At 41.8% G+C, this 21,737-nt stretch carries 20 protein-coding genes and 1 pseudogene; 9 read left to right on the plus strand and 12 right to left on the minus strand.

What is annotated here, in order from left to right; all coding sequences use genetic code 11:
- The first annotated feature begins 69 nt into the window (after positions 1-69).
- From elbB to K358_RS0113140, 3 genes are all read left to right on the plus strand, one after another.
- Positions 70-714, plus strand: coding sequence for an isoprenoid biosynthesis glyoxalase ElbB (gene elbB, locus K358_RS0113130; protein WP_027697249.1), 645 nt, complete (start codon positions 70-72; stop codon positions 712-714).
- A gap of 117 nt (positions 715-831) precedes the next feature.
- On the plus strand, positions 832-1,506 hold the full coding sequence (locus tag K358_RS0113135) for a hypothetical protein (RefSeq protein ID WP_051241312.1): 675 nt from the start codon (positions 832-834) through the stop codon (positions 1,504-1,506).
- A 102-nt stretch (positions 1,507-1,608) separates the two neighbouring features.
- Positions 1,609-1,803 carry a DUF4250 domain-containing protein gene (locus K358_RS0113140; protein ID WP_027697251.1) on the plus strand — a complete coding sequence of 65 codons (195 nt, stop codon included), beginning with the start codon at positions 1,609-1,611 and terminating at the stop codon, positions 1,801-1,803.
- A 90-nt stretch (positions 1,804-1,893) separates the two neighbouring features.
- On the opposite strand, the gene K358_RS18540 is transcribed toward K358_RS0113140, so the two are convergent.
- Positions 1,894-2,805, minus strand: coding sequence for a LysR substrate-binding domain-containing protein (locus K358_RS18540; protein ID WP_051241313.1), 912 nt, complete (start codon positions 2,803-2,805; stop codon positions 1,894-1,896).
- Positions 2,806-3,058: 253 nt separating this feature from the next.
- On the opposite strand from K358_RS18540, the gene metE reads away from it, so the two are divergent.
- The gene (gene metE / locus K358_RS0113150; protein ID WP_027697252.1) at positions 3,059-5,407 is read left to right on the plus strand and encodes a 5-methyltetrahydropteroyltriglutamate--homocysteine S-methyltransferase; all 2,349 of its coding nucleotides are present in this window, start codon (positions 3,059-3,061) and stop codon (positions 5,405-5,407) included.
- A 46-nt stretch (positions 5,408-5,453) separates the two neighbouring features.
- Here metE and K358_RS0113155 read toward each other — a convergent pair whose 3' ends face one another.
- Positions 5,454-6,257: a hypothetical protein gene (locus tag K358_RS0113155; RefSeq protein WP_027697253.1), complete on the minus strand. Its 804-nt coding sequence runs from the start codon at positions 6,255-6,257 to the stop codon at positions 5,454-5,456.
- Positions 6,258-6,370: 113 nt separating this feature from the next.
- Positions 6,371-6,808, minus strand: coding sequence for an META domain-containing protein (locus K358_RS0113160; RefSeq protein WP_027697254.1), 438 nt, complete (start codon positions 6,806-6,808; stop codon positions 6,371-6,373).
- 216 nt (positions 6,809-7,024) lie between these two features.
- Here K358_RS0113160 and K358_RS0113165 point away from each other — a divergent pair, with 216 nt between their 5' ends.
- On the plus strand, positions 7,025-7,285 hold the full coding sequence (locus K358_RS0113165) for a DUF1289 domain-containing protein (RefSeq protein ID WP_027697255.1): 261 nt from the start codon (positions 7,025-7,027) through the stop codon (positions 7,283-7,285).
- A 22-nt stretch (positions 7,286-7,307) separates the two neighbouring features.
- Complete coding sequence (locus tag K358_RS0113170) at positions 7,308-8,039, plus strand: SDR family oxidoreductase (RefSeq protein ID WP_027697256.1); 732 nt, start codon at positions 7,308-7,310, stop codon at positions 8,037-8,039.
- A gap of 122 nt (positions 8,040-8,161) precedes the next feature.
- Here K358_RS0113170 and rplY read toward each other — a convergent pair whose 3' ends face one another.
- The 9 genes and pseudogenes from rplY to K358_RS0113210 form a co-directional block, all read right to left on the minus strand.
- Positions 8,162-8,440 (minus strand): 50S ribosomal protein L25, encoded by a 279-nt coding sequence (gene rplY / locus K358_RS0113175; RefSeq protein WP_027697257.1) that lies wholly within the window; start codon positions 8,438-8,440, stop codon positions 8,162-8,164.
- A 165-nt stretch (positions 8,441-8,605) separates the two neighbouring features.
- On the minus strand, positions 8,606-9,607 hold the full coding sequence (gene gntR, locus K358_RS0113180) for a gluconate operon transcriptional repressor GntR (protein ID WP_027697258.1): 1,002 nt from the start codon (positions 9,605-9,607) through the stop codon (positions 8,606-8,608).
- 80 nt (positions 9,608-9,687) lie between these two features.
- Entirely contained in the window at positions 9,688-11,187 is a 1,500-nt protein-coding gene (gndA, locus tag K358_RS0113185; protein ID WP_027697259.1) for an NADP-dependent phosphogluconate dehydrogenase, read from the minus strand.
- A 9-nt stretch (positions 11,188-11,196) separates the two neighbouring features.
- Positions 11,197-11,685 (minus strand): annotated as a pseudogene (locus K358_RS19400) (gluconokinase); the annotation flags it as partial.
- A gap of 57 nt (positions 11,686-11,742) precedes the next feature.
- Positions 11,743-13,065 carry a TRAP transporter large permease gene (locus K358_RS0113190; RefSeq protein ID WP_027697260.1) on the minus strand — a complete coding sequence of 441 codons (1,323 nt, stop codon included), beginning with the start codon at positions 13,063-13,065 and terminating at the stop codon, positions 11,743-11,745.
- On the minus strand, positions 13,058-13,609 hold the full coding sequence (locus K358_RS0113195; protein ID WP_027697261.1) for a TRAP transporter small permease subunit: 552 nt from the start codon (positions 13,607-13,609) through the stop codon (positions 13,058-13,060). The genes K358_RS0113190 and K358_RS0113195 overlap by 8 nt, the downstream gene beginning before the upstream one ends.
- 78 nt (positions 13,610-13,687) lie before the next feature.
- Entirely contained in the window at positions 13,688-14,701 is a 1,014-nt protein-coding gene (locus tag K358_RS0113200; protein ID WP_027697262.1) for a TRAP transporter substrate-binding protein, read from the minus strand.
- A 240-nt stretch (positions 14,702-14,941) separates the two neighbouring features.
- On the minus strand, positions 14,942-16,753 hold the full coding sequence (radD, locus tag K358_RS0113205) for a DNA repair helicase RadD (RefSeq protein WP_027697263.1): 1,812 nt from the start codon (positions 16,751-16,753) through the stop codon (positions 14,942-14,944).
- Positions 16,754-16,924: 171 nt separating this feature from the next.
- Positions 16,925-18,169: an outer membrane protein transport protein gene (locus K358_RS0113210; protein WP_027697264.1), complete on the minus strand. Its 1,245-nt coding sequence runs from the start codon at positions 18,167-18,169 to the stop codon at positions 16,925-16,927.
- A 728-nt stretch (positions 18,170-18,897) separates the two neighbouring features.
- Between K358_RS0113210 and rsuA the strand changes: the two genes are divergently transcribed.
- From rsuA to K358_RS0113225, 3 genes are all read left to right on the plus strand, one after another.
- Positions 18,898-19,596, plus strand: a complete 699-nt coding sequence (rsuA, locus tag K358_RS0113215) for a 16S rRNA pseudouridine(516) synthase RsuA (protein ID WP_027697265.1) — start codon at positions 18,898-18,900, stop codon at positions 19,594-19,596.
- Between the two features lie 126 nt (positions 19,597-19,722).
- Positions 19,723-20,913 carry a Bcr/CflA family multidrug efflux MFS transporter gene (locus tag K358_RS0113220; protein WP_027697266.1) on the plus strand — a complete coding sequence of 397 codons (1,191 nt, stop codon included), beginning with the start codon at positions 19,723-19,725 and terminating at the stop codon, positions 20,911-20,913.
- A gap of 30 nt (positions 20,914-20,943) precedes the next feature.
- Positions 20,944-21,588 carry a DUF2913 family protein gene (locus tag K358_RS0113225; protein ID WP_027697267.1) on the plus strand — a complete coding sequence of 215 codons (645 nt, stop codon included), beginning with the start codon at positions 20,944-20,946 and terminating at the stop codon, positions 21,586-21,588.
- Positions 21,589-21,737: the final 149 nt, after the last annotated feature.

A 21,737-nucleotide genomic window follows, 5' to 3' on the forward strand; every position in this document is an offset into this window, starting at 1 on the left:
CTATTTTCATGCTATTCCCTTATTTATATAGGGGGTTAAGGCATTATGTAAATAACCCAAGGAGTCTGTATGTCAAAGCAAGTTGCTGTAATTTTAGCAGGATGTGGAGTTTATGATGGGTCAGAAATCAATGAGGTGGTATTAACCTTATTGGCACTCGAACAACAAGGTGCGACTTATCAATGTTTTGCCCCTAATATTGAACAAACTCATGTGTTAAATCATTTATCTGGAGAAGAACAAAGTCAGACACGAAATGTACTGCAAGAGGCGGCTCGTATCGTTCGAGGTAATGTGAAAGATATTGCCGAATTAGACGCTAAGAATTTTGATGCCATGATCATGACAGGCGGCTTTGGTGTGGCTAAAAACTTGTCATCTTTTGCTTTTAAAGGACAAGATTTGGATATTCTGCCGTGTATTAGCAAAACCATGAAAGCATTCCATTCTGCCGGAAAAATTGCTGGTTATATGTGTATTGCCCCGGTGTTATTACCAAAAGTGTTTGAAGGTGTGAAATGCACCATAGGTAACGATCCTGATGTTGCAGGAGCGATTACCGCACTAGGTGGCCAGCATGTTGAATGTTCTGTCGGTGGTATTGTGGTGGATGAGCAATACAACATTGTTACCACTCCCGCTTATATGCTGGCAGAAAATCTAAAACAGGCGAAATCGGGGATAGATAAATTAGTCGCTCATATTTGCTTATAATTTTGAGTGATTGAGAAGGTTAACTTATTGCGGATTCACCAAGATTTTTGTGGTGAGTTTTGGTAGAGTCCGCAGCGAGTTAATTATCGAGGTCAACAGACCCTAGGATCTAGCCTGATGTATTCGTATTTATTAAATGTTATTCCGCCGATGCTATTTGGCGCTCAATGTGTTTTGTTAATGGTGTTGCTCAAAGGGGAAATTTGCCCGGGTCAGCGTGGACGCATTCATAAGCAACTCCCTGTGATTGGGGTAGCATGGTTGGCAATTAGCCCATTATTTTGGCCACTAGCATCGGTTGGTATCTTAATTTTGGCTTTCTTTTCTCAAGTAAAAGTCAGCAAAACTCGCGATTCAGGCCCACTTTGGTTGCTTAAAGTCGCCAATGGTTTTGCGCTGGCTTATAACGTGTTTTTCATTCTAGGTTCAGACCGCCCGCAAGGTTTGTTCATGCTGTTTGCCATGTTGTTCCTAGGCGCAGGTTTAAGCCATGTACTCTTAACTTTTGCTCGTACACGTTTGCAAGCATTCCACCGTTTATTGCCCGTTGCTGGTATTGTCGGTGCGATGCTGATTTGCTTAGCCGTACTATGGCAAACTCAGCAATATAGTTTGAATTATTTGCACAATACCATTTGGTCTTTAGTCGGCTGCTTTGGTTTGATTTTGGTGGGAATTGTCGTTTCAACTTGGCATATCTTTACCCAAAAAACCATTACTAAAGCACAACCTGCGATTGGTTTAGTAATGAGTCTAGCCGCCATGGTAGGCTTCGCTGGGTTGTTGTTTTAAATAACTTGATTCCTTCGAAAGCGATTATTTTTACTTCATCACAGAATTTATCTCAAACAGCAACTATTCTTAGATTGTGACTTTTTCTAAAGGAGCAATCAGATGGATTTAAGCAATGTAAAACGTTGGGATAGCATTATTCTACTTGGTATCGTGAACGAAAAACTAAGATTAGAATGCGACAGTTTTGAAGAGCTAGTCACTATGTATGAGATGGATGTAGAAGACTTGGTCGGTAAGCTTGATGTGCTTGGGTATCAATACGATCCACTGACGAATCAGTTTAAGGCGAGGTGAGTTTTCGAGTTTCGGAAATTCGTTGCTCGTAGCTCGGAAAAGCAGTACCTCGAGCCACGAGAAGCGAAGCGCCCGAGCACCGAGCTACGCTTACACCATCTTAATCCCATCCAAATGACTCTGACACTGCTGCTTCGCTGTGCTAAAAAACGCCTGCAAATATCGTTTATCTTTTTCTGCATGCCGAGTGGCGGCGAATAAACGTCGCCATAAGCCTTTTCCTAGAGGTTTACTGGTAATTAATCCCTGACGTGAAAATTCACTGATTGCCCAGTTTGGCAATGCGGCAACGCCTAGCCCTGCCGACACCATTTGTACCAACATTAAAGTATTATCTGCTTGTTTCCATTTTGCAGGTTCAACGCCGGCGGGTTGTAAGAAATGTTTCACTACATCTAAGCGCTGCTTTTGTACTGGGTAGGAAAGCATGGTTAATGCCGCGAGATCGTCAGGTTCGATGAATTCTTTATCGGCCAGTGGGTGATTGGTGGCAGTAATCAAACGCATTTCAAAATCAAATAACGGCTCATAATGCACCTCTGATCGCGGTTGAATATCAGATGTGATCACTAAATCTAACTCACCAGCCACTAATGCAGGTAAAGGTTCAAAGCCAAAACCTGATGAAAAATCGAGAGTGACACTTGGCCATGCGATTTGATATTCCTTTAATGCTGGCATGAGCCATTGAAAGCAAGAGTGGCATTCAATAGCCATGTGCAAACGTCCATTCACATCTTCTTTTAAGCTCGCGATATCATTTTCTGCTCGGGCGATTTTCGGCAGTACTTCATCGGCTACTTTTAAAATGATTGTGCCTTCTGAGGTAAATTTGATTGGGCGGGTTTTACGGAGAAATAATTTGCCGCCAATGCGAGATTCAAGCTCTTTTAATTGATGAGAAAGGGCTGATTGAGTGAGATGCAGCGCAGTCGCGGTAGCGGTTAACGAGCCAGTATCGCGTAAGACTGACAATGTCCGTAAATGCTTTATTTCTATCATTACTCATCCTCATGATGAAAAACTTTCCTTTAGAATTACTAATAAAACTACTCCCTTATCGTGCGGTTGTAAACGTCTAGATGGCTATTTGTTGTTATGCGTTGAAATAAATTCATAATCATTGTGAATGAATAGACATTGCTCATGTTGCTGCAAAGGTTGATGATTTAGCCATCTAGACAGATAAATGTAGGGTAATACACACTACAATCATCCGAATAACGCGCTTGAAAAATCATAAGGCAGGGACACTATGACGACACAAAATAAAACCATCACACATATTCTGGGCTATCCACGTATTGGTGAAAAACGTGAGCTGAAATTTGCTCAAGAACAATATTGGAAAGGCGAAATCGATCAAAACGCATTAAAAGCCGTAGGCAGTGAACTGCGTCAACGCCATTGGAATGATCAAACAGCGAGCGGTTTAAGTTATGTGGCAGCAGGCGATTTTGCTTGGTATGACCATGTACTCACTACTAGCTTGCTTCTAGGCCATGTACCCGCAAGGCATTCAAATGGTGGCTTTCCAGACCTAGATACCTTATTTAAAGTGGCACGTGGTCAATCGGCGAATAGTGAAGCTTCAAGTTGTGGTTGTGGATCTTCTCATGAAGAAAACGCCGGTGCTGCGGCATCCGATATGACCAAATGGTTTAATACTAACTACCACTACATTGTGCCGGAGTTTAGCCAAGACGACAGTTTCCAAGTGAGTTGGCCGCAATTGTTTGATGAAGTGAATCAGGCAGTTCAAGCCGGGCACAATGTGAAGCCGGTTTTATTGGGCCCACTTAGCTACTTGTATTTAGGCAAAGAAGTCAATGAAGAAGAAGTCGAAAATGGCTTTGACCGTCTATCTCTATTGGCGCGAATTCTGCCTGCCTATCAAGCGATTCTGGCGAAATTAAAAGCGCTTGGCGTAGAGTGGGTACAAATTGATGAGCCTATTTTAAGCTTAGAGCTAGAAGATAAATGGTCTAGTGCGTTTAAATTGGCATATCAGATCTTACAAGGCGAAGTGAAGCTATTACTGACGACCTACTTTGATTCAGTTGAAGATAACCTGGCTAAAATTGTTGAGCTACCAGTTAATGGTTTGCACATTGATTTATCGGCCTCACCAGAGCAATTAGAAGCGGTGAATAACGCGATCCCACAAGATTGGGTGTTATCAGTTGGCGTGATTAATGGCCGTAATGTGTGGCGTGCTGATCTTGAATCTTGGCTTACAAAATTACAGCCAGTAAAAGCGCAGCGTGGTGATAATTTGTGGGTCGCGAGTTCATGTTCTTTGCTGCATAGTCCAATCGATTTAGAGCTAGAAACCGAGCTATCCGAAGAAGTGAAGAGCTGGTTTGCCTTCGCCAAACAAAAACTCAATGAAGTAAGCTTATTAGGCGCAGCATTAGATGGTAATGGTCACGCGATTGCAGCATGTTCTAGTTATAGCCAACCGATTAAAGCTCGTTTAAGTGCCGAACACGTCAATAAACCTCAAATACAGCAGCGCTTAAATTCATTAACTCAAGCGCTTGTCGAGCGTAGTGCAGCTTATCCTGAAAGGGCGCATCATCAAGCGGAAGTACTTGGCTTACCATTATTGCCGACTACCACGATCGGTTCATTTCCTCAAACTGCCGAAATTCGTCAACAGCGCAGTGCATTCCGCACAGGTAAGTTAAGTGCAGACGATTATGACCAAGCCCTAAAAGGCCATATCCAAGATGCAGTGAAGCGCCAGGAAGCTCTTGATTTAGACGTTCTTGTGCACGGTGAAGCTGAGCGTAATGACATGGTGGAATATTTTGCAGAAAACTTAGCAGGCTTTCAGGTAACCCGTTTTGGTTGGGTGCAAAGTTATGGCTCACGCTGTGTGAAACCGGCAATTGTAGTGGCGGATATTGAACGCGAAAAACCAATGACGGTAGATTGGTCGGTGTACGCACAATCGCTAACTTCAAAGCAAATGAAAGGCATGTTAACCGGGCCGGTGACGATCTTATGTTGGACTTTCCCGCGTGAAGATATCACTCGTAAACAAATTGCTCAGCAACTCGCGTTTGCGTTGCGTGATGAAGTGGATGATTTACAAAAAGCGGGCATTAATATTATTCAAATTGATGAGCCAGCGATTCGTGAAGGCTTACCATTGAAAAAACGTGACCATAAAGCGTATTTAGAATGGGCAGTAGATGCGTTTAAACTATCGGCCGCCAGTGCCAAGCCTGAAACGCAAATCCATACTCACATGTGTTATAGCGAGTTTAACGAGATCATTGATTCAGTCGCGGCGCTCGATGCAGATGTCATCACGATTGAAACTTCACGCTCCAATATGGAATTACTTAAAGCATTCGAAGAGTTTAACTACCCGAATGAAATTGGCCCAGGTGTGTATGATATTCACTCACCAAACATTCCGACCCAAGAGTGGATTATTGGACTACTGGAAACGGCGGCTAAGAAAATTCCAGCAGAGCGCTTGTGGGTTAACCCAGATTGTGGCCTAAAAACGCGTAACTGGGCGGAAACGGAAGCGTCATTACATAATATGGTAGAAGCGGCAAAAACGTTACGTAAGCGCTTTCAAGCTTGAGTTGGGATCTAATCTAATGACAAAAACCAGCCGCATGCTGGTTTTTTTAATGGGTCACGCAAATAACGTTAAAGTAGTCACTAGGGGCGTGATTTCGGGTGGCGATTTGGTTTTGAATACGGGTGACGGTTCTGTTGGGATCTAACCAAAACTGCGATTTCACCGCGTACTTCATCATAAATTCCATATTCGACAACATGTAGTTGTAATCACGAGCACTGGCTATTTTACTATTAGATTCTCGGCATACCGCTTGGGCTTGAGTAAAGGTAAAACTCCCAATATAGGTTTTGTTATAACGAGTGGTTTTGCCTTGATAGGTGTCATCATAAATAGGTAGTAGCGCTGTTGAACCACCGATAGAAAATACCGGCAGCATGTAAGGCATGACTATGGTTTCAGCTTGTTCAGACTCTTCATCATTATCTTCCTTTGACGAAGAAAGCGAAATCGTTTCGGAAGTTTTTGATTTGCTATAAAACTTGAGTAATGCATCGCGATAACCACGCCGGTTCAATTCAGATAGGGCGAGTTGTGCGTTTTCAAGTGATAGTGGGCCAATCATCATACGATAACCATAATTATAAGGTTGGGCGGCAATGGGGTAATCAAGCTTACTTTGCATTTCACCTTTTATATTCAGATAAGACTGAAAGCTAGAAGCAAAAAGGTATTGAACAAAATATTGGGTAGAAGGTGTAACTTTATCTAAATTAGTCGAGTTATATGGCGGCAGTTCACAGTCTTCAGAGACTAAATACTCATTACCAATTGTCGATTGAGTGATTTGGCATGCTTGAGAAAGAAAGGGCAGTGACGATAATAAAATCCCCAAACAATATTTAAACACAGTCGAACTCCATTCTACCTATTCCAACAATTCGTTATGCTACATATGCATAATGCTACAACGGCTTCTCATGAAGTTCGACTAATTTTAAATAAACATCAGATTAAATGGGATTAATATACCCAATCTTTCAGAGTGTAAGTCAGCTTGTGCTGGTCATTAGAAAGAGTCAGGCTATCTTTCCCTAAATCAATTTTGCTCCATGCTGATAATGTGCTGGCGACCGCACGTTCAATATTCATCGCTTCGCCTTGACACATCTTCATGGTCATTGCCATTTTCTCAATACGGAACTCGCCAGTTTTCGGGTTGATTTCAGCTTGTCCGTGGAAACCATTACAGCCCGCATTACCATGGGAATTCATCGCTTCACCGATTTCTAGATCAGGTCTAATATCGTTATGAGCTTCAGGTACTTCTTTGCCATCAACTTCAGTTAATACCCAGCGATGATGCTGTAGGTCGGCAGGTGTTACAAAATCAGCTTTATCAGTTGAAGAACAAGCGGCCAGTAATACAGGAACACTTAACGCTGTGATCAGCTTTTTCATCGGACTCTCTCCATATAGGTAGACTATGCTTTATGTTAGTAATGTGAGTTAAAGCATTTATATTTCTATAGATTAGCAAATTATTGTTAGCTGAGCATTAGACGTCAGTCATTTAAAAAAGTTTGAATGTTTACATTTATTGACGAAGTGATTAATTTATAACAAGGGTGTAACGTTAAAGTTACCAACGCATTATAGGAATATAAGGGAGGGCACATGGAACAATTAGAGTTTTTTTCAGTGCCAAGTCCGTGTGTTGGTGTCTGCACCGTCGATGAAAAGGGATATTGTCAGGGATGTATGAGAAAACGCGAAGAACGCTTCAACTGGCTTAATTTCACTCCCGCTCAGCAAAGACACATCATCAAATTATGTAAGCAACGATATTATCGTAAACGCTTAGCCCAACGTAATGCTATTCCGGTCGTACAAGTTGAAGATGATGCGGATTTGCCTCCTCAAGGTAACTTATTTTAAATAGATAATTCACAGGGAATGTATGGATAAAGTTGTATTAGTAACAGGTGGTGGACGAGGTATTGGCGCAGCAACCTCAATATTGTTAGGCCAACAAGGCTACTTGGTATGTGTGAATTATCGTAAAGATCAAGAGAGTGCTGAACGGGTTGTTTCTAATATTCGAGCGCATGGTGGTCAAGCTCTAGCCGTTCAAGCTGATGTTGCTGTAGAAGAGCAGGTGAGAGCGATGTTTGACTTGATAACGGAAACTTTTGGCCATGTGACCCATTTGGTAAATAACGCCGGTATTCTGTTCACCCAATCAACGTTATCTGACATTAGCGTTGAACGTTTTAACCAAGTATTACAAACCAATGTGATCGGTTGTTTCTTATGTTGTAAAGAAGCGCTTAAGAATATGCCGGAATCTGGAGCCATTGTGAACGTGTCTTCGGCTGCATCTAGAACAGGCGCTCCGAATGAGTATGTAGATTATGCTGCTTCAAAAGGCGCGATGGACAGTTTAACGAAAGGATTGTCTCTTGAAGTTGCGGCTAAAGGGATTCGGGTTAATAGTGTTCGACCGGGTTGTATTCATACAGAGATGCACAAAGATGGTGGGGAAGCGAATCGAGTAAATCGTCTTGCCAATAAGATTCCATTGCAACGCGGCGGTACAGCAGAAGAAGTTGCACAATCTATTGCTTGGTTATTATCTGATGAAGCATCGTTTGTGACAGGAAGCTTTATTGATATTGCTGGTGGGTTATAAAAAGGCGAAAGCCCGAAAGTTGGTAGCAATCGGGCTTTCTAATTTTTATTGAGTTTCGAGTGGTAAATTCGAATTCAATGGTATGCAAAAGGTGGATTCATCGAATCAAAGACTGGTAGGTCTTAAACGCGGATGAAGTCCATGTGCTCAACTTTTGGCTTAAACGCGTGACGTTGAACGTCTTGTGGTTTAACTTTAAGCTCTTTGCCATCAACTACTAGAGTGATGCCTTCGTAGAACTCAGGCTTGTCCATTTGGTTGATAACTTCATCGTGGTTTAGAGCGATAGAAACAGGTGCTGCTTCTCCACCGTAAACGATTGCTGGGAATAGGCCAGCGTGACGTAGGCGGCGGCTCGCACCCTTACCTAGTTCAGTACGTACTACTGCTTCAAATTTCATAGTATTTACTCTCAAATTAGTAAATTAAAAGATGTTTAATCACGTAGCGACCTAGTGATTAAGCGTTGTTTCAAGCTTGATAAAATAATTAAGCATTGAAACGAGCGCGGATACTACCATTCAAATAACATCAAGGCAATAAAAAGCCGTTGAATGGCAGTGATTTTACACACTATCCCTTAGCTCTATTCTAAAACCTAAATCTATGATTGGCTTCGTTATCGATTGTCCCGCTAACCGTCGCAGTATTTGTTCTGCTGATATTATGCCCATTTGCTCACGAGGGGTAATAACGGTCGCCAGCCTAGGCACCATAATGTTGGATAAATCATGACCATGAAAACCGGCAATACCGATATCTTGAGGTACTCGTATTCCAAGTCGCTGGCATTCATAAATCGCCCCAACAGCCAAGTCATCATTGGTACAAAATATGCCATTCGCTTGCGGGTGTTCTTTACGCATTTTTTGTAATAAATCAGCGCCTAAAGTGAAAGAAGAAGCACTGGTCGTTTGCAGGCTTATTGGTGTTAAGCCATGTTCACGCATCGCTTCTTCATAGCCGGCTAATTTCAGTTTAGTTCGAACATCTAATCGAGCAGCAAAGTAAACGATATGATCATGACCTTTTTTAATCATCGCCGTTGTCATGGCTTTGGCGGCGGCGTGATTATCAAAGCCTATAGATTGTTCAATCGAGTTTGATACCGTATCCATTATTTCAATCACTGGGATGCCGGCAGTTTTCAGCATTTTTTGAGTTCGTTTACTATGATGATTTTCCGATAGTATTAAGGCATCAACATTATAAGAAAGCAGCATTTCAATGCTTTTTTCTTCTTGTTGTTCACTGTAACTATAGTGTGCAAGCATCAATTGATAACCAGCAGGCTCAGTAACGCTTTCAATGCCCCGAATGATCTCGGCAAATACTTGGTTGGTTAAAGAGGGCACTAAGACACCAATTGAGTGACTCTTTGCATTAGAAAGAATATCAGGTGCGCGATTTGGTATGTAGCCTAGCTCTTCTACCGCTAATTTGATTTTTTCACGTAATGCGTCAGAGACGTTATTAGGATCTCGTAGGCAGCGGCTGACCGTCATTTTCGTCACACCGACAAGATTAGCGATATCTTGTAGTGTTGGCCGTTTATTTTTAGGTGCCATTTTATTCTCTATTACTTCCAGTCCAATAAGTCAGGCATCGTGTGAGAAAGTTTGTTAGCTTTTTCACACGATATCAATGGTTAACGTTTCACTTCAACTCTAGGTGAATGGCTCCATTCTACATGGTATTTCGCAGATTCAGATTGATCGATTCGAGAATAGGTATGAGATCCAAAAAAATCTCGCTGTGCTTGTAGTAGATTCGCCGGTAAAGTTCCGCATCTCATCGAATCAAAATAGCTTAGTGCTGAGCTGATTCCAGGCATTGGAATTCCGTGCATACTAGAATTAGATACGGTTTTTCGCCAACTTAATTGGCGTGCTTCTAGTTGGTGAGCAAAGTGCTCAGCAAACAACAAGTTGTCTAGTGCTGGTGTGTGATGATAGGCATTAGCAATATCTTGCAAGAAGGTGGCTCGAATAATACAGCCAGCGCGCCAACCTTTGGCGATATCAACAAAATTAAGCTGCCAGTTTTGCTGCTCCGACGTGGCGTTCATTAAATCAAAGCCTTGGGCATAAGCGCATAATTTGGCGCAATATAACGCATCATGAAGCTCATTGATGACGGCTGATAGGTTTGTTTTATCGACAGGTTGTGTTTTGGCTTTTAAACATTTAGCGCCAATTAGGCGTCGAGATTTTAAACTACTTAATGAACGAGCATAAACTGATTGGGTGATCGTAGGCGTCGGGCAACCTATTTCTAGGCTATTAATGGCTGTCCATGTTCCTGTGCCTTTTTGTCCGGCTTTATCGAGGATCATATCCACGAGTGGATGATCGGTTGAAAAATCCTGCTGTTTTAAAATATCAGCAGTAATTTCGATTAAATAGCTGTTCAGTACCCCTTGGTTCCATTCGGTGAAAACATCACCAATTTGATGAGGGGTCAGCTCAATTGCCTCGCGCAAGTAATGATAAACTTCGCAGATGAGCTGCATATCAGCGTATTCAATCCCGTTGTGCACCATTTTAACGAAGTGACCGGAACCACTAGGACCAGTATAGGTCGCGCAAGACTCGCCATCATGAAGTGGCGGCACGGGAAGACCATTCGAATCGACTTTTGCTGCAATAGCGTTCCACATTGGTTTTATCGATTGCCATGCTTCTGCTGAGCCGCTTGCCATTAAGGCTGGGCCAAAGCGCGCGCCTTGCTCACCACCAGAGACCGCGGTGCTAAAAAATTGCAGCTGACTTTGGTACTTTTGTTCGCGAGCAATGGTGTCAGTCCACAAGCTATTGCCAGTATCAATGACAATATCTTGAGGTTCTAGGCCAGCTTTTAGCAAATCATCAATCACTTGTTCTACTATTTTACCTGCCGGAATAGATAGGGAAATAACACGTGGTGATTTAAGAGTACTTAATAACCTCGTTAATGAATCACACGCTAAAAAAGTGCCTTTATTGAGTTGTTTTGCTTCTTGCGTTGTGGCAGTTAAGTGCTCTTTATCGATATCAAAACCCGCAACATTGAATTGGTTATCAAGCAGGTTCAAGGTTAGACTTTTCCCCATTACACCGAGCCCGATCATGGCAATATGACTATGATTTGAAGAAGGTGAATTGGACATAAGCATTCCTTGTTTTAGTTTTTGCTGAATATTATGTAATACCGTTTCAACGGGGGGCTTTATATCGATGAATATCGCTTCATTAGATAAAGGCTCGATGAGGGTATCGAACTGACTTTCTAGCATCGATTTTCCATTAAACCAGTGGTTATCTCTTTTTTTATGGCGCTGCCAGATGGTATCAAAGTTACCTTGTAAGTAAACAATGGTGAGATTTTCATTGTTGTTACGAAGAATATCTCTGTACTCGGGCTTTAATGCAGAGCAGGCAATAACCACTGATTCATTATCGATAAATAGTTGATTGAGTGTGTGCAGCCAGTCAATGCGGTCTTCGTCGGTTAAGGGGATACCTTGTTGCATTTTCTCGACATTACTTTGCGGATGAAAATCATCACCATCAAAAAATTCGTAATTTAAACTTTGTGCAAGCAAGTGACCAATGTGGCTTTTCCCACAGCCGGAAACGCCCATCACTAATATCTTTTTATTGTTCATAATACAGCCTTAGCGAGGCCCTAGAAAACTAAGGCCAGCGTAATAATTGTGATTAATTTACTGCCACCATAAGGCGAGTTGAGGGAAGATAATGACCAATGCGAGTGCCACAATTTGTAAACCGATAAAAGGCAGCAATGATGAGAATATCTCACCTAGGCTAATGTCTTTTGGTGCCACCGATTTTAGGTAAAATGCAGCAGGTCCAAATGGCGGTGATAAGAAAGAAACTTGCATGTTCATACAAAACACGACACCAAACCAAATAGGGTCAAAACCAAGATTGATGATAATTGGCACAAAGATCGGCATAGTCAGTAAGGCAACGCCAACCCAGTCTAAGAACATACCGAGAACCAGTAAGATCACCATCATAATGAGTAGTGTTCCCATGGCGTGACCACCACTTAAAGCTAGAATGGTTTGCTCTACAAAATCAATGCCACCCATTAGGTTGTAAACACCCACTAAAGCGGTTGCGCCAATACCGATCCAAATAATCATGCCACAGGTACGCATAGTGGCGATGGCACTTTCTTTAAGCATGTTCCAATTCATTTCGCCGCGAATAATAGCGCTCATCATGATACCAACAACACCTAAAGCCGACGCTTCGGTTACCGATGCAACACCGGTGTAGATGCTGCCTAGGACGATTGCAACCGATAGAATAGGAAAGAACAACGCTTTAAAGTAACTAGGGCGATTTAAGGCATCTTCAGCTAGTTCTTCTTCGGTTGGAAGCGGGGCTAAACTTGGATTTAAAAAGCTGCGGATAAGAACATAAGCAATGTATAAAAACGCAAGAATAAGAGCGGGAACAAAAGAAGCTTTAAATAGATCACCGATAGAAACACTGGCGGTTAAACCATAGATGATCAAAACAATACTTGGAGGCAACATTGTTCCTAATGCACCGCCAGCGCAAGTAGTACCAATGGCCAGTTTACGGTCATAACCCAAACGTAACATTTGTGGCAGGGCAAGAATGCCGAGTAAAACCGTCTCACCACCGATCACACCAGACATGGAGGCTAATAATACTGCGACAAGTAATGTCTGAACGGCAACACCACCTCGAACTTTACGACCGACAGACTTCATCGCATCAAATAAGTCACGCGCAATACCAGAGCGATCAAGTAACGCTGCCATCAACACGAACATAGGAACGGCTAGGAAAATATAACCATCAACAAAACTAAACATTCTGCTAGAAATGAGTGGAATAGCGTCTACCCCAAACCAGCCTAATGTGAAGAATAATGCGACAAAGCCAGTGACAAAGGCCAGCTGCATGCCAGTTAGCAATAACCCGATCATCATGGCTAGCATCAGTAAGCTTGCGTAACCAATTCCAATAGATGATAAATCAAACATCTTTATCGCTCCTTAATGCTTTGATTTCATGGATAATGTGAAGAATAAATTGCAGCGATAAAATGCAAAAAATAATGAAAATAAGAGCTTTTAGTAGTGCTGGATAAGGTGGGTTGAAATAAGATCCTGATGTTTCAAGGCGGAATTCTCCCCAAGGGGTATACCAGGCAGTTTTCGTCATGGTGTAAGAAGCCCATGCCATCATAAGAGCAAAAGCCAGGCCAACAATGTGATGCACCATATTAAGTTTGCGGCGCGTTTTAGCTGACACGGCGTCATAAATTAACACTACCCTTACGTGTTTATCAGTGGCAAAAGCATAGATGCCACCGATGACAAACAAGCTACCGCCGACGAAAGAAGCGGTTTCATGTACCCAAGTCGTTGGGGCATCAAAAACATAACGCATCAATACTTCATAAAACGAAATAAACACAGTAAAAATAAACAGCATACTAAGGGCATGACTGGCTTTAATTATCCATGCATCAAGACGATTTTTAGGTGCATCTTCGGCCTCTGGCGGCGTTGGGACATCCTTCATAACACAACCTATTTAAACAAACGAAAAGAGAATAATGAGGACGAAGAATTCCGTCCTCAGGGAGTAATTGTTGAGAAATTACAGTAACCCGTTTTCTTCTAAGTACTTGGTTACAGAGTCATAGACTTTTTGAGCATTTGGTGAGCGTTCAGCAAATACTTTCCACTGGGTTTTTGCAATCGCACGGAATTTCTTACGTTCTTCGGCAGACCAGTTGTGAATAGTAATATTGGGATCTTTTTCGGCTTTGGCGACCGCGGCTTGGTCTGCAATACGAAGCTCTGTCGTCATGTCATTAGCAAAGTCACGAACTGATACGGTCAGAATTTCTTGTAGATCTGGTGACATCTTGTCCCACTTCTTTTGGCTGATTGAAATATCAATCAGAGGGAGGGAGTGGAAACCCGGCTGAACAGGGTGAGTTGCGATATCATTCATGCCAGCTTTTTGGTTAGTAGAAAATACTGTGTAGTCAGCTGCATCAATAACGCCTTTGCTTAATCCAGTAAACACTTCTGAACCAGGTAAGTTTACTGGCGTTGCACCTGCTGCAGCGAAAACTTGTTGAACTAAGCCTTCAGGTGCGCGAATTTTTAAACCTTTCAAATCAGCAACACCATCAAGCGGAACTTTTGATACCAATGATTCAACCCCAGTAGTCGAACCACCGATAAATTTTACGCCATAAGGTTTATACAGCTCGGTCATGAGTTCATAACCACCGCCGTAATTGATGTATTGAAGTAGTTGCCGAGTGTTTGACCAAGCACCAACCATATTACCAATTAGACCAAAGGCTGGATCTTTACCCGAGAAGTATTCTGTTGCGGTAAGTTGGCCATCTAAAATACCTTGACGAATTGCATCTAAAGTTTCTGTGTTTTTTACAACACTACCAACAGGAAGTAGGGAGATTTTGATGCGACCATCTGACATGGTTTCAACACTTTGGGCCCATTTTTGTTGTACTTGGAAATTTTTATCACCAGATGGATCTGATGATTGAATTTTTAAATTAAAGTCAGCGGCTAAAACAGAGGTGGAAAATATTCCAGCTAAAGCGGCAGTAAGCAGAGTGCGAGTAAGTTTCATTCTATAGTCCTTTTAGTTGCACATTTAGACATTACGTATTGGCGCATAAGTTCCGATTATTAGAATAATGTTACCGGTAACTTGTAAATCAAATGTTACCGGTAACTATTTGCGTTCGCTATTAACTGGATCACAAAAAATGATCTGGTGAATGATTTAATCAAAAGTGAACACAGTAAGGTATGTCCCATACACGGGGTGAGAATAGAGCTGAAGTGAATGAAGTTAAAAGAATTTGCTTTAGTGATTACCCAATTCATCGGGAAATATCTTGTCTCGGATCTTCCAGAATCTGCCTGATTTACGTGCAATGATAAACAGTGGCAAACGGAATCTATGCTGGTGGTTTACCACTTTGGTTGGTGAGCTTTCTTCAAATGGTCGGTGCTTATCGGCAAGATGAGGACGTACGAATTGTTCGGCAAAGTTTTGCTTTTGCTTTTTGGTGGTTAATGACCAGAACTCATGGACTAATGCGTGAGGTTGATCGTTATCACTTTCACTTGAATTGCTTTCGCCAGAATAGGTGACTTTAAGTTGTGACTTGCCGTTTGGAGTTTTATGAACCTTGAACTGCATGTCTTTACATTCAAATACCAATGCGTCTTTGAGGTTTAACGCATCGCGTAGTTTTTTATCTGGATCGACTAAAGTGGCATCACATTGGTGACAGATTCGCGCGGCAATATCATTATCTGCACCGCATTCAGAGCAAAATTTTGCTTTAAAACGATAACCACAGTGTTCTCGCTCGCCGGTAGGCTTGTCTTCTTCGTCTAATACTTCAAAGTAACCTTGGCAACGGCGCCCATAATGTTCGATTAACATGCCATTGTTATCCAGTTTGCCCCAGAAGGTATTATTAAAGCCACAAGCAGGGCAAGGAATGGTGACGGCGTCACTGGTTGGGTCGGGTTTGCTTTCACCGACTTCAGGCTGGTAAAGGTCGTAATTATTTCCGGCATAGTCCAAGACTAAACATTCGGTTTTATTTTCCGCTAAACGCAAGCCACGGCCGATGATTTGTTGGTATAAGCTGACCGATTCCGTTGGGCGAAGAATCGCGATTAAGTCGACATGAGGAGCATCAAAGCCAGTGGTTAATACCGATACGTTGACTAAGAATTTAATTTGCCTGGCTTTGAACTGATTAATGATGCGATCACGCTCGGTTTGATGAGTATCACCAATAACCAGTGCTGAATGTTCTGCGGGTAAAAGGCTGAGAATTTCTTGAGCATGACGAACAGTGGCGGCAAAGATCATAATACCTTGTTTGTCTTTAGCCTGTTCAATTATTTGCTCAATGATCTGTGGCGTAGCGCGTTTGGATTGCTCAATAACTAAATCGAGGTCAGCTTCTTTGTAACGTCCAGCTAGCGCGGGTTTTAGATGAGAGAAGTCGTAGCTCAATACTGGCGCATCAATCATTCTGGCTGGAGTTAAAAAACCTTCATCCAACAAATACTGAATTGGTAGCTCAAAAATACAATCGCGGAAAAAACGCGGTTCTTGTGATTTAACTTGGCCAGTTTTTCCACGCACTTGATATTGATATATCCAACCCATGCCAAGGCGATAAGGGGTCGCGGTAAGGCCGAGTACTTTGATGCCGGGATTGATTGTCTGTAGGTGTGAAATCACCTTACGATAGCTGCTTTTCGGATTGTCGGGCACTCGGTGACATTCATCAATCACTAATAATGAAAATTGATTGGCAAAGGCATCAAGGTTACGTACTACCGATTGTACTGAGGCGAAAACGACTTGTTGGTCCGATTCTTTCCGACCTAACCCCGCAGAGAAAATTCCACCTTTAAGCGGGTGATCTTCTGTAGAGTAACTTTCGTACTTAGCATGGTTCTGTTCAACCAACTCTTTGACGTGAGTTAGCATTAATACGCGACCTTTAGCAAGACGCGCGAGTTCTGCGATCACTAGGCTTTTACCTGCGCCAGTCGGTAACACAATGACGGCAGGATCGCTGTTACTGCGAAAGTAATGAATAACGGCTTTTACGGAGTCGGCTTGGTAAGGGCGAAGTTTGAACATGATAAATAAGCGAATGACAAAGAAGATGAGAGGATAATAGGCTTGGGTGGGAAATACTAGGGGGGTTCTTGAATCTTGGGCACTTCGTTTCTCGTGACTTGGCTTTGTTGTGGAGCGCTGATAAAAAACCCACCGAGAGTGGTGGGTTTTAATCGTTCATTTAAGCAAGGCTTAGAATGTGTAGTTTAACTGTACAGAACCGATGTAAGCGGGGCCTGATGAGTCGAAATTCATACCTGATTCATCAAAGCTGCCAGATTTACCATCAATGTAAGCAAAACCAGCATCAAGAGATAGGTCTTCAGTCCATAGGTACGTCATACCTGCTGTGTACCAGTAACGGTCAGTATCTGGGATACTTAATGTTGCTTGACCAGCTTGTTCATCATAAGCAAAACCAGCACGTAGGATTACACTATCTGTTGGCTGATAAGTCGAACCAATCGACCAACGTTGATTATCTTCATATTTCTCTTGTTTGGAGAAACATGTTCCTGATGGGTATGGAGACACACCCGGTATTGGGTTTGTACATGAAGAACCTTTCGCTGTTAATTCAGAGAATTTGCTGTAATTGGTCCATTGCCAGCTGTAGTGAACAGCCCATTGTGAGTTTAATTGATGGAAGCCAGATAAAATCACAATATCTGGTAGTTCGATATCTAAATCCGCATTAGAAGTTGAGCCAGGAACTCCAGTTATAGAACCTGTGCCATCAGTAAAATCACCATCTTCAAATTTGAGTTTTACAGCCGATTTATAAGATGCAGAGAAACGGTTATTTTCATTTAATTCATATAAGGCACCAATATTCCAACCATAACCGAAGGTATCACCTTCCATTTTGACTAATGTGCTAGAAGGTGATGCTGGGTTTAATGCCCCCATAGTGCGCTTCAGCTTTGCCTTTGCATAGACTAAATCAAATCCAGCACCAATGCTGAATTGGTCATTAATACGATACGCAATATTAGGATTAAATTTAAAAGTAGTTAAGGAGGTGTGACCAGATGCTGCGCCAGCTAAAAAATCAGAAGGGTAATCTGTTGACACGCCGTAATCGGTGTACATGCCAATACCCCAAGCCCATTTATCATTGATTGGGTTAACGTAATAAAAAGCCGGAACAAGATGAGAAGGAGCTACGTCGTCTGCTGAATCACCTAATGTATTATTTTCAACATCAATTTCAGGCTCGATCCAGGAAGCCGCACCTGAAAATTGTTTTTTCTCAAATAGCATCATTGATGCGGCGTTTGCTGACATTTCACTTGAGTTGTCACCAACCGCACCAGCACCAGAAAATGCACGACCTAGGCCAGAAGCAGAGTGTTCTACTACTTGGAAACCAGCAGCATGAACTTGAGAAGCAAGAGCAATCGAAATTGCTAATAGTGAATATTGTGTTTTTTTCATTGTCATCCCTTACACATTAATTATTTATTGTGCCGCATCGGCTTGGTCCGATGTGTTGTTAATAGTTTTATTACTTAATGTGATAATTTGGTATTTAAATTTGCAAAAAATGCTACAAGGTTAATAATTTTGCAATTTATCTTATTTCTCCCTATAAATCAGGTATGACCAGTGTAACGTGTTGATAATGTTTGCATTTTAACTTTGTTTATTTTTTGAGCGAATAATGGTGTGGGTAGGGTGTAATACTAAGGTCTAACAGTGGGGTAACCTTTTGATTTCATTTCAGACTAAGGTCTAGGGGGTTAATTCATTGCGTAAATAATGTTTCGTCACTTCATGGCAATAAATTAAACAAAAATAAAGATAAACTTAATTGTGACAAAATGATACAGAGCTATTTAAGTAAGAAATAAGCAAAGTGCGAATAATATGTGTAATAAAGCCTGGTTGTTATTTGAACAGCTCGGGTTTGATTTTAAAAAAGATCATCTTTGATATTTTGCTCTGTTCTTGAAGTGTTATATTTTTCTTTAATTCGGTAATGAATCAATTTTGTGAAATAGCTCAACTAATGGTGAAAATGTCTCTATAATGTTGCCGGAGTTAGGAGGGGAGTGGATCTTTTGCTGTAAAACCCTCACGAAAGACTAACCATCCTGTTATTTAGAGCAACATTTATGTGTGCTGACTTGCTAAACAAGCGATAGTCAGACTTAGAGGTATTCATGCGTTTAGATAAGTTTTTATGTGAAACATTAGGGGTAACCCGTCGAGAAGCGACCATTTTATTACGTCGTGGTGAAGTAACGGTAGATGGTCAGACTGTTAAAGTTGCATCAGTCAAGGTAGGGGAGGAATCCCGTGTTGAGTGGCAAGAGCGACATTTACCTATGCCGGGGCCTCGTTATTTTATGCTGTTCAAACCGGATGGCTTTGTTTGTTCACATGAAGATAGCAATAACCCGACGGCGTTTACTTTACTAGATGAAGTGAATATGGATAAGCTTCATTTTGCAGGTCGCCTTGATGTTGATACTACAGGCTTGGTGCTAATTACCGATGATGGTCAATGGTCACACCGTATCACCTCGCCAAAACACAAATGTGAGAAAACTTATCGCGTATGGTTAGAAGATGCGATTGGTGATAATTACGCACAACAACTGCAAGACGGTATTCAACTAAAAAGCGAGAAAGGGCTGACACTACCTGCGAAAATGGAAGTCGTAGACTTTTCTCAAAATGAATTATTGCTGACGATTTCTGAAGGTAAGTATCACCAAGTAAAGCGTATGTTTGCCGCCCTAGGTAACAAAGTTGAGCAACTACACCGCGAAGCAATTGGTACGATTATTCTGGATGAGGCGCTTGAACCAGGCGAATATCGCGTTTTGACAGCTGAAGAGGTTGCTTCTATTTCGTAACTGATTGACTACCAGAGGCTTGCTTTTTCTACGAAGTGAGCTTTATTTTCGCGTAATTCTATCCATTTAATAATTTCTATAGATCTGCAAGAATTAAATTTTTCAGCTCTTTGTAAAGGACATGCTATGCTACAATCTTCCTTGCCTAAAAGCAGTTTTATGCTATTTCTGATTTTAGGTTCAATTGGTTTATTGACGCCATTTGCCATCGATATGTATTTACCAGCAATGCCAACTATTGCTAGTGATCTGATGGTCAACCACGGGATGGTGCAGGGAACGTTAACCGCATATACCGCAGGCTTTGCATTAGGACAACTTTTACATGGCCCATTAGCTGATAGCTATGGTCGCCGCCCAATATTATTGGGTGGGATAGTGTTTTTTGCTATCGCTTCTATTATTTGTGCCACGACAATGAGCATTGAAGCTCTGTTGTATACTCGATTTGCTCAAGGCTTTGCGGGGGCGGGAGCGGCGGTTATCGTCCAAGCGATTGTTCGTGATATGTTCGACAAAGAAGAATTTGCTCGAGCGATGTCCTTTATTACTCTTGTTATTACCATTTCACCGCTTTTAGCGCCAATGATTGGCGGGCATTTAGCCGTTTGGTTTGGCTGGCGCTCAATTTTTACCGTACTTGCAGCGGTTTCTTTCTTTGTCTTGTTGGCGGTGTTGTTTAAAATCCCTGAAACATTGGCGCCTGAAAACAAACAACCTTTACGCTTTAAAACCACCATGCGTAATTACTTTAAGTTGATTACCAACCCTGTTGCCTTTGGCCTTATCTTTTGTGGTGCGTTTTCGTTTTCCGGTATGTTTGCTTTTATTACCGCAGGCTCGTTTGTATACATCGACATCTATGGCGTGCAACCTGAATACTTTGGTTATTTGTTTGCGCTAAATGTTGTTGGTATGGTGGCAATGACCAGCTTTAATGGTCGTGCGGTCCGTAAAATGGGTTCGCACTGGATGCTACGTTTTGGTCTTTGGTGTCAAACGTTCGCTGGTGTGGCGCTTTTAGTTAGTTGGTTATTGGGTTTCGGCTTATGGGCGATAGTGCCTTGCGTGATCTTGTTCGTTGGTACCATTTCGATTATTGGTAGTAACTCGATGGGATTACTGTTAAGTAGTTACCCTCAAATGGCGGGCACGGCTTCTTCACTTGCCGGTACACTACGATTTGGCATGGGTGCTGCCATCAGTGCGTTGATTGCTTTCTTACCAAGCGGCTATGTATGGCCGATGGTGGTTGCTATGTTTTTATGCGCGGTATTATCCGCTAGCTGTTATTGGTTATTGAGCCGAAATGCTTAAATGAATACAAATTTTGAATTAGAGAAAAATATGCAATATTCACAAGAGATCCAACGAGTGGTGACCTGTGCTTTATCAGAATTAAAGCAGCAACATCAAAATGGAAAACTGGCGAATACACCGATTACTAATACTCATTTTTTAGCTCGTTGGGTAACGAAAAGCATAAAGACTCAAGAGTTTGATAGTTGCGTAAAAGATGATTTGATTCGTTGGCAAAAATTAAGCCGTAGCAAAGGGGCTGGCAGTGAGCTTCTGGCAACGTTTGAACGCATTGCAAAGTTATACCAACAGTTTTTACCCGTGGAGTCTGAGCCTAAAGCTGTAAAAGATTCGGATATAGAGGCTTTTATGGATCACATGGAAGCGAAAGGGTGGGAAGTGGTTAATGAATTTGAGTTAACTGAAAAAACGCAAATTTTTGCCGATCAGCCCAATTCATTTGTTTTATGTGCTAAGCAATGTGATGACAGTTTTGATGGTGAATTATTAACTAAACCGATGAGCTTTTATGTGAGAGGAAACCATGCCGCCTTTATTACTGAGGCAACAAAACAAGGGTTTTTACTGCATAAGCAAACCGACTATAAGTCAATTGTGAAGTATCATGGTGAATATCTGATTTATCCATATAACATTGGGCCTAAGTTAGCCGAAGTGCCCATAAATTATTGATGTTTTTGTTATTAACCATCGTTGGTTACTCAGAGTTTACGGTTTTATTGAGTTTGTGTTTGATATTTGGTGCTCCGGTGTTACGTACAATGATAACTCAGGCCATGTAGGGTGAGGGTCTTCCTACAACAAGCTAATTAGTGTAAATT

The organism is Vibrio litoralis DSM 17657 (assembly GCF_000426765.1).
Taxonomy (GTDB): Bacteria; Pseudomonadota; Gammaproteobacteria; order Enterobacterales; family Vibrionaceae; genus Vibrio; species Vibrio litoralis.

Coding starts and splice junctions, on each gene's coding strand:
- K358_RS0113195 (WP_027697261.1), bottom strand. CDS start 13,609: ATGAAGGATGTCCCAACGCCGCCAGAGGCCGAAGATGCACCTAAAAAT.
- rplY (WP_027697257.1), bottom strand. CDS start 8,440: ATGAAATTTGAAGCAGTAGTACGTACTGAACTAGGTAAGGGTGCGAGC.
- K358_RS0113220 (WP_027697266.1), top strand. CDS start 19,723: ATGCTACAATCTTCCTTGCCTAAAAGCAGTTTTATGCTATTTCTGATT.
- K358_RS0113210 (WP_027697264.1), bottom strand. CDS start 18,169: ATGAAAAAAACACAATATTCACTATTAGCAATTTCGATTGCTCTTGCT.
- radD (WP_027697263.1), bottom strand. CDS start 16,753: ATGTTCAAACTTCGCCCTTACCAAGCCGACTCCGTAAAAGCCGTTATT.
- gntR (WP_027697258.1), bottom strand. CDS start 9,607: ATGGCACCTAAAAATAAACGGCCAACACTACAAGATATCGCTAATCTT.
- K358_RS0113200 (WP_027697262.1), bottom strand. CDS start 14,701: ATGAAACTTACTCGCACTCTGCTTACTGCCGCTTTAGCTGGAATATTT.
- K358_RS0113170 (WP_027697256.1), top strand. CDS start 7,308: ATGGATAAAGTTGTATTAGTAACAGGTGGTGGACGAGGTATTGGCGCA.
- K358_RS0113190 (WP_027697260.1), bottom strand. CDS start 13,065: ATGTTTGATTTATCATCTATTGGAATTGGTTACGCAAGCTTACTGATG.
- gndA (WP_027697259.1), bottom strand. CDS start 11,187: ATGTCCAATTCACCTTCTTCAAATCATAGTCATATTGCCATGATCGGG.
- K358_RS18540 (WP_051241313.1), bottom strand. CDS start 2,805: ATGATAGAAATAAAGCATTTACGGACATTGTCAGTCTTACGCGATACT.
- K358_RS0113135 (WP_051241312.1), top strand. CDS start 832: ATGTATTCGTATTTATTAAATGTTATTCCGCCGATGCTATTTGGCGCT.
- K358_RS0113140 (WP_027697251.1), top strand. CDS start 1,609: ATGGATTTAAGCAATGTAAAACGTTGGGATAGCATTATTCTACTTGGT.
- metE (WP_027697252.1), top strand. CDS start 3,059: ATGACGACACAAAATAAAACCATCACACATATTCTGGGCTATCCACGT.
- elbB (WP_027697249.1), top strand. CDS start 70: ATGTCAAAGCAAGTTGCTGTAATTTTAGCAGGATGTGGAGTTTATGAT.
- rsuA (WP_027697265.1), top strand. CDS start 18,898: ATGCGTTTAGATAAGTTTTTATGTGAAACATTAGGGGTAACCCGTCGA.
- K358_RS0113165 (WP_027697255.1), top strand. CDS start 7,025: ATGGAACAATTAGAGTTTTTTTCAGTGCCAAGTCCGTGTGTTGGTGTC.
- K358_RS0113160 (WP_027697254.1), bottom strand. CDS start 6,808: ATGAAAAAGCTGATCACAGCGTTAAGTGTTCCTGTATTACTGGCCGCT.
- K358_RS0113225 (WP_027697267.1), top strand. CDS start 20,944: ATGCAATATTCACAAGAGATCCAACGAGTGGTGACCTGTGCTTTATCA.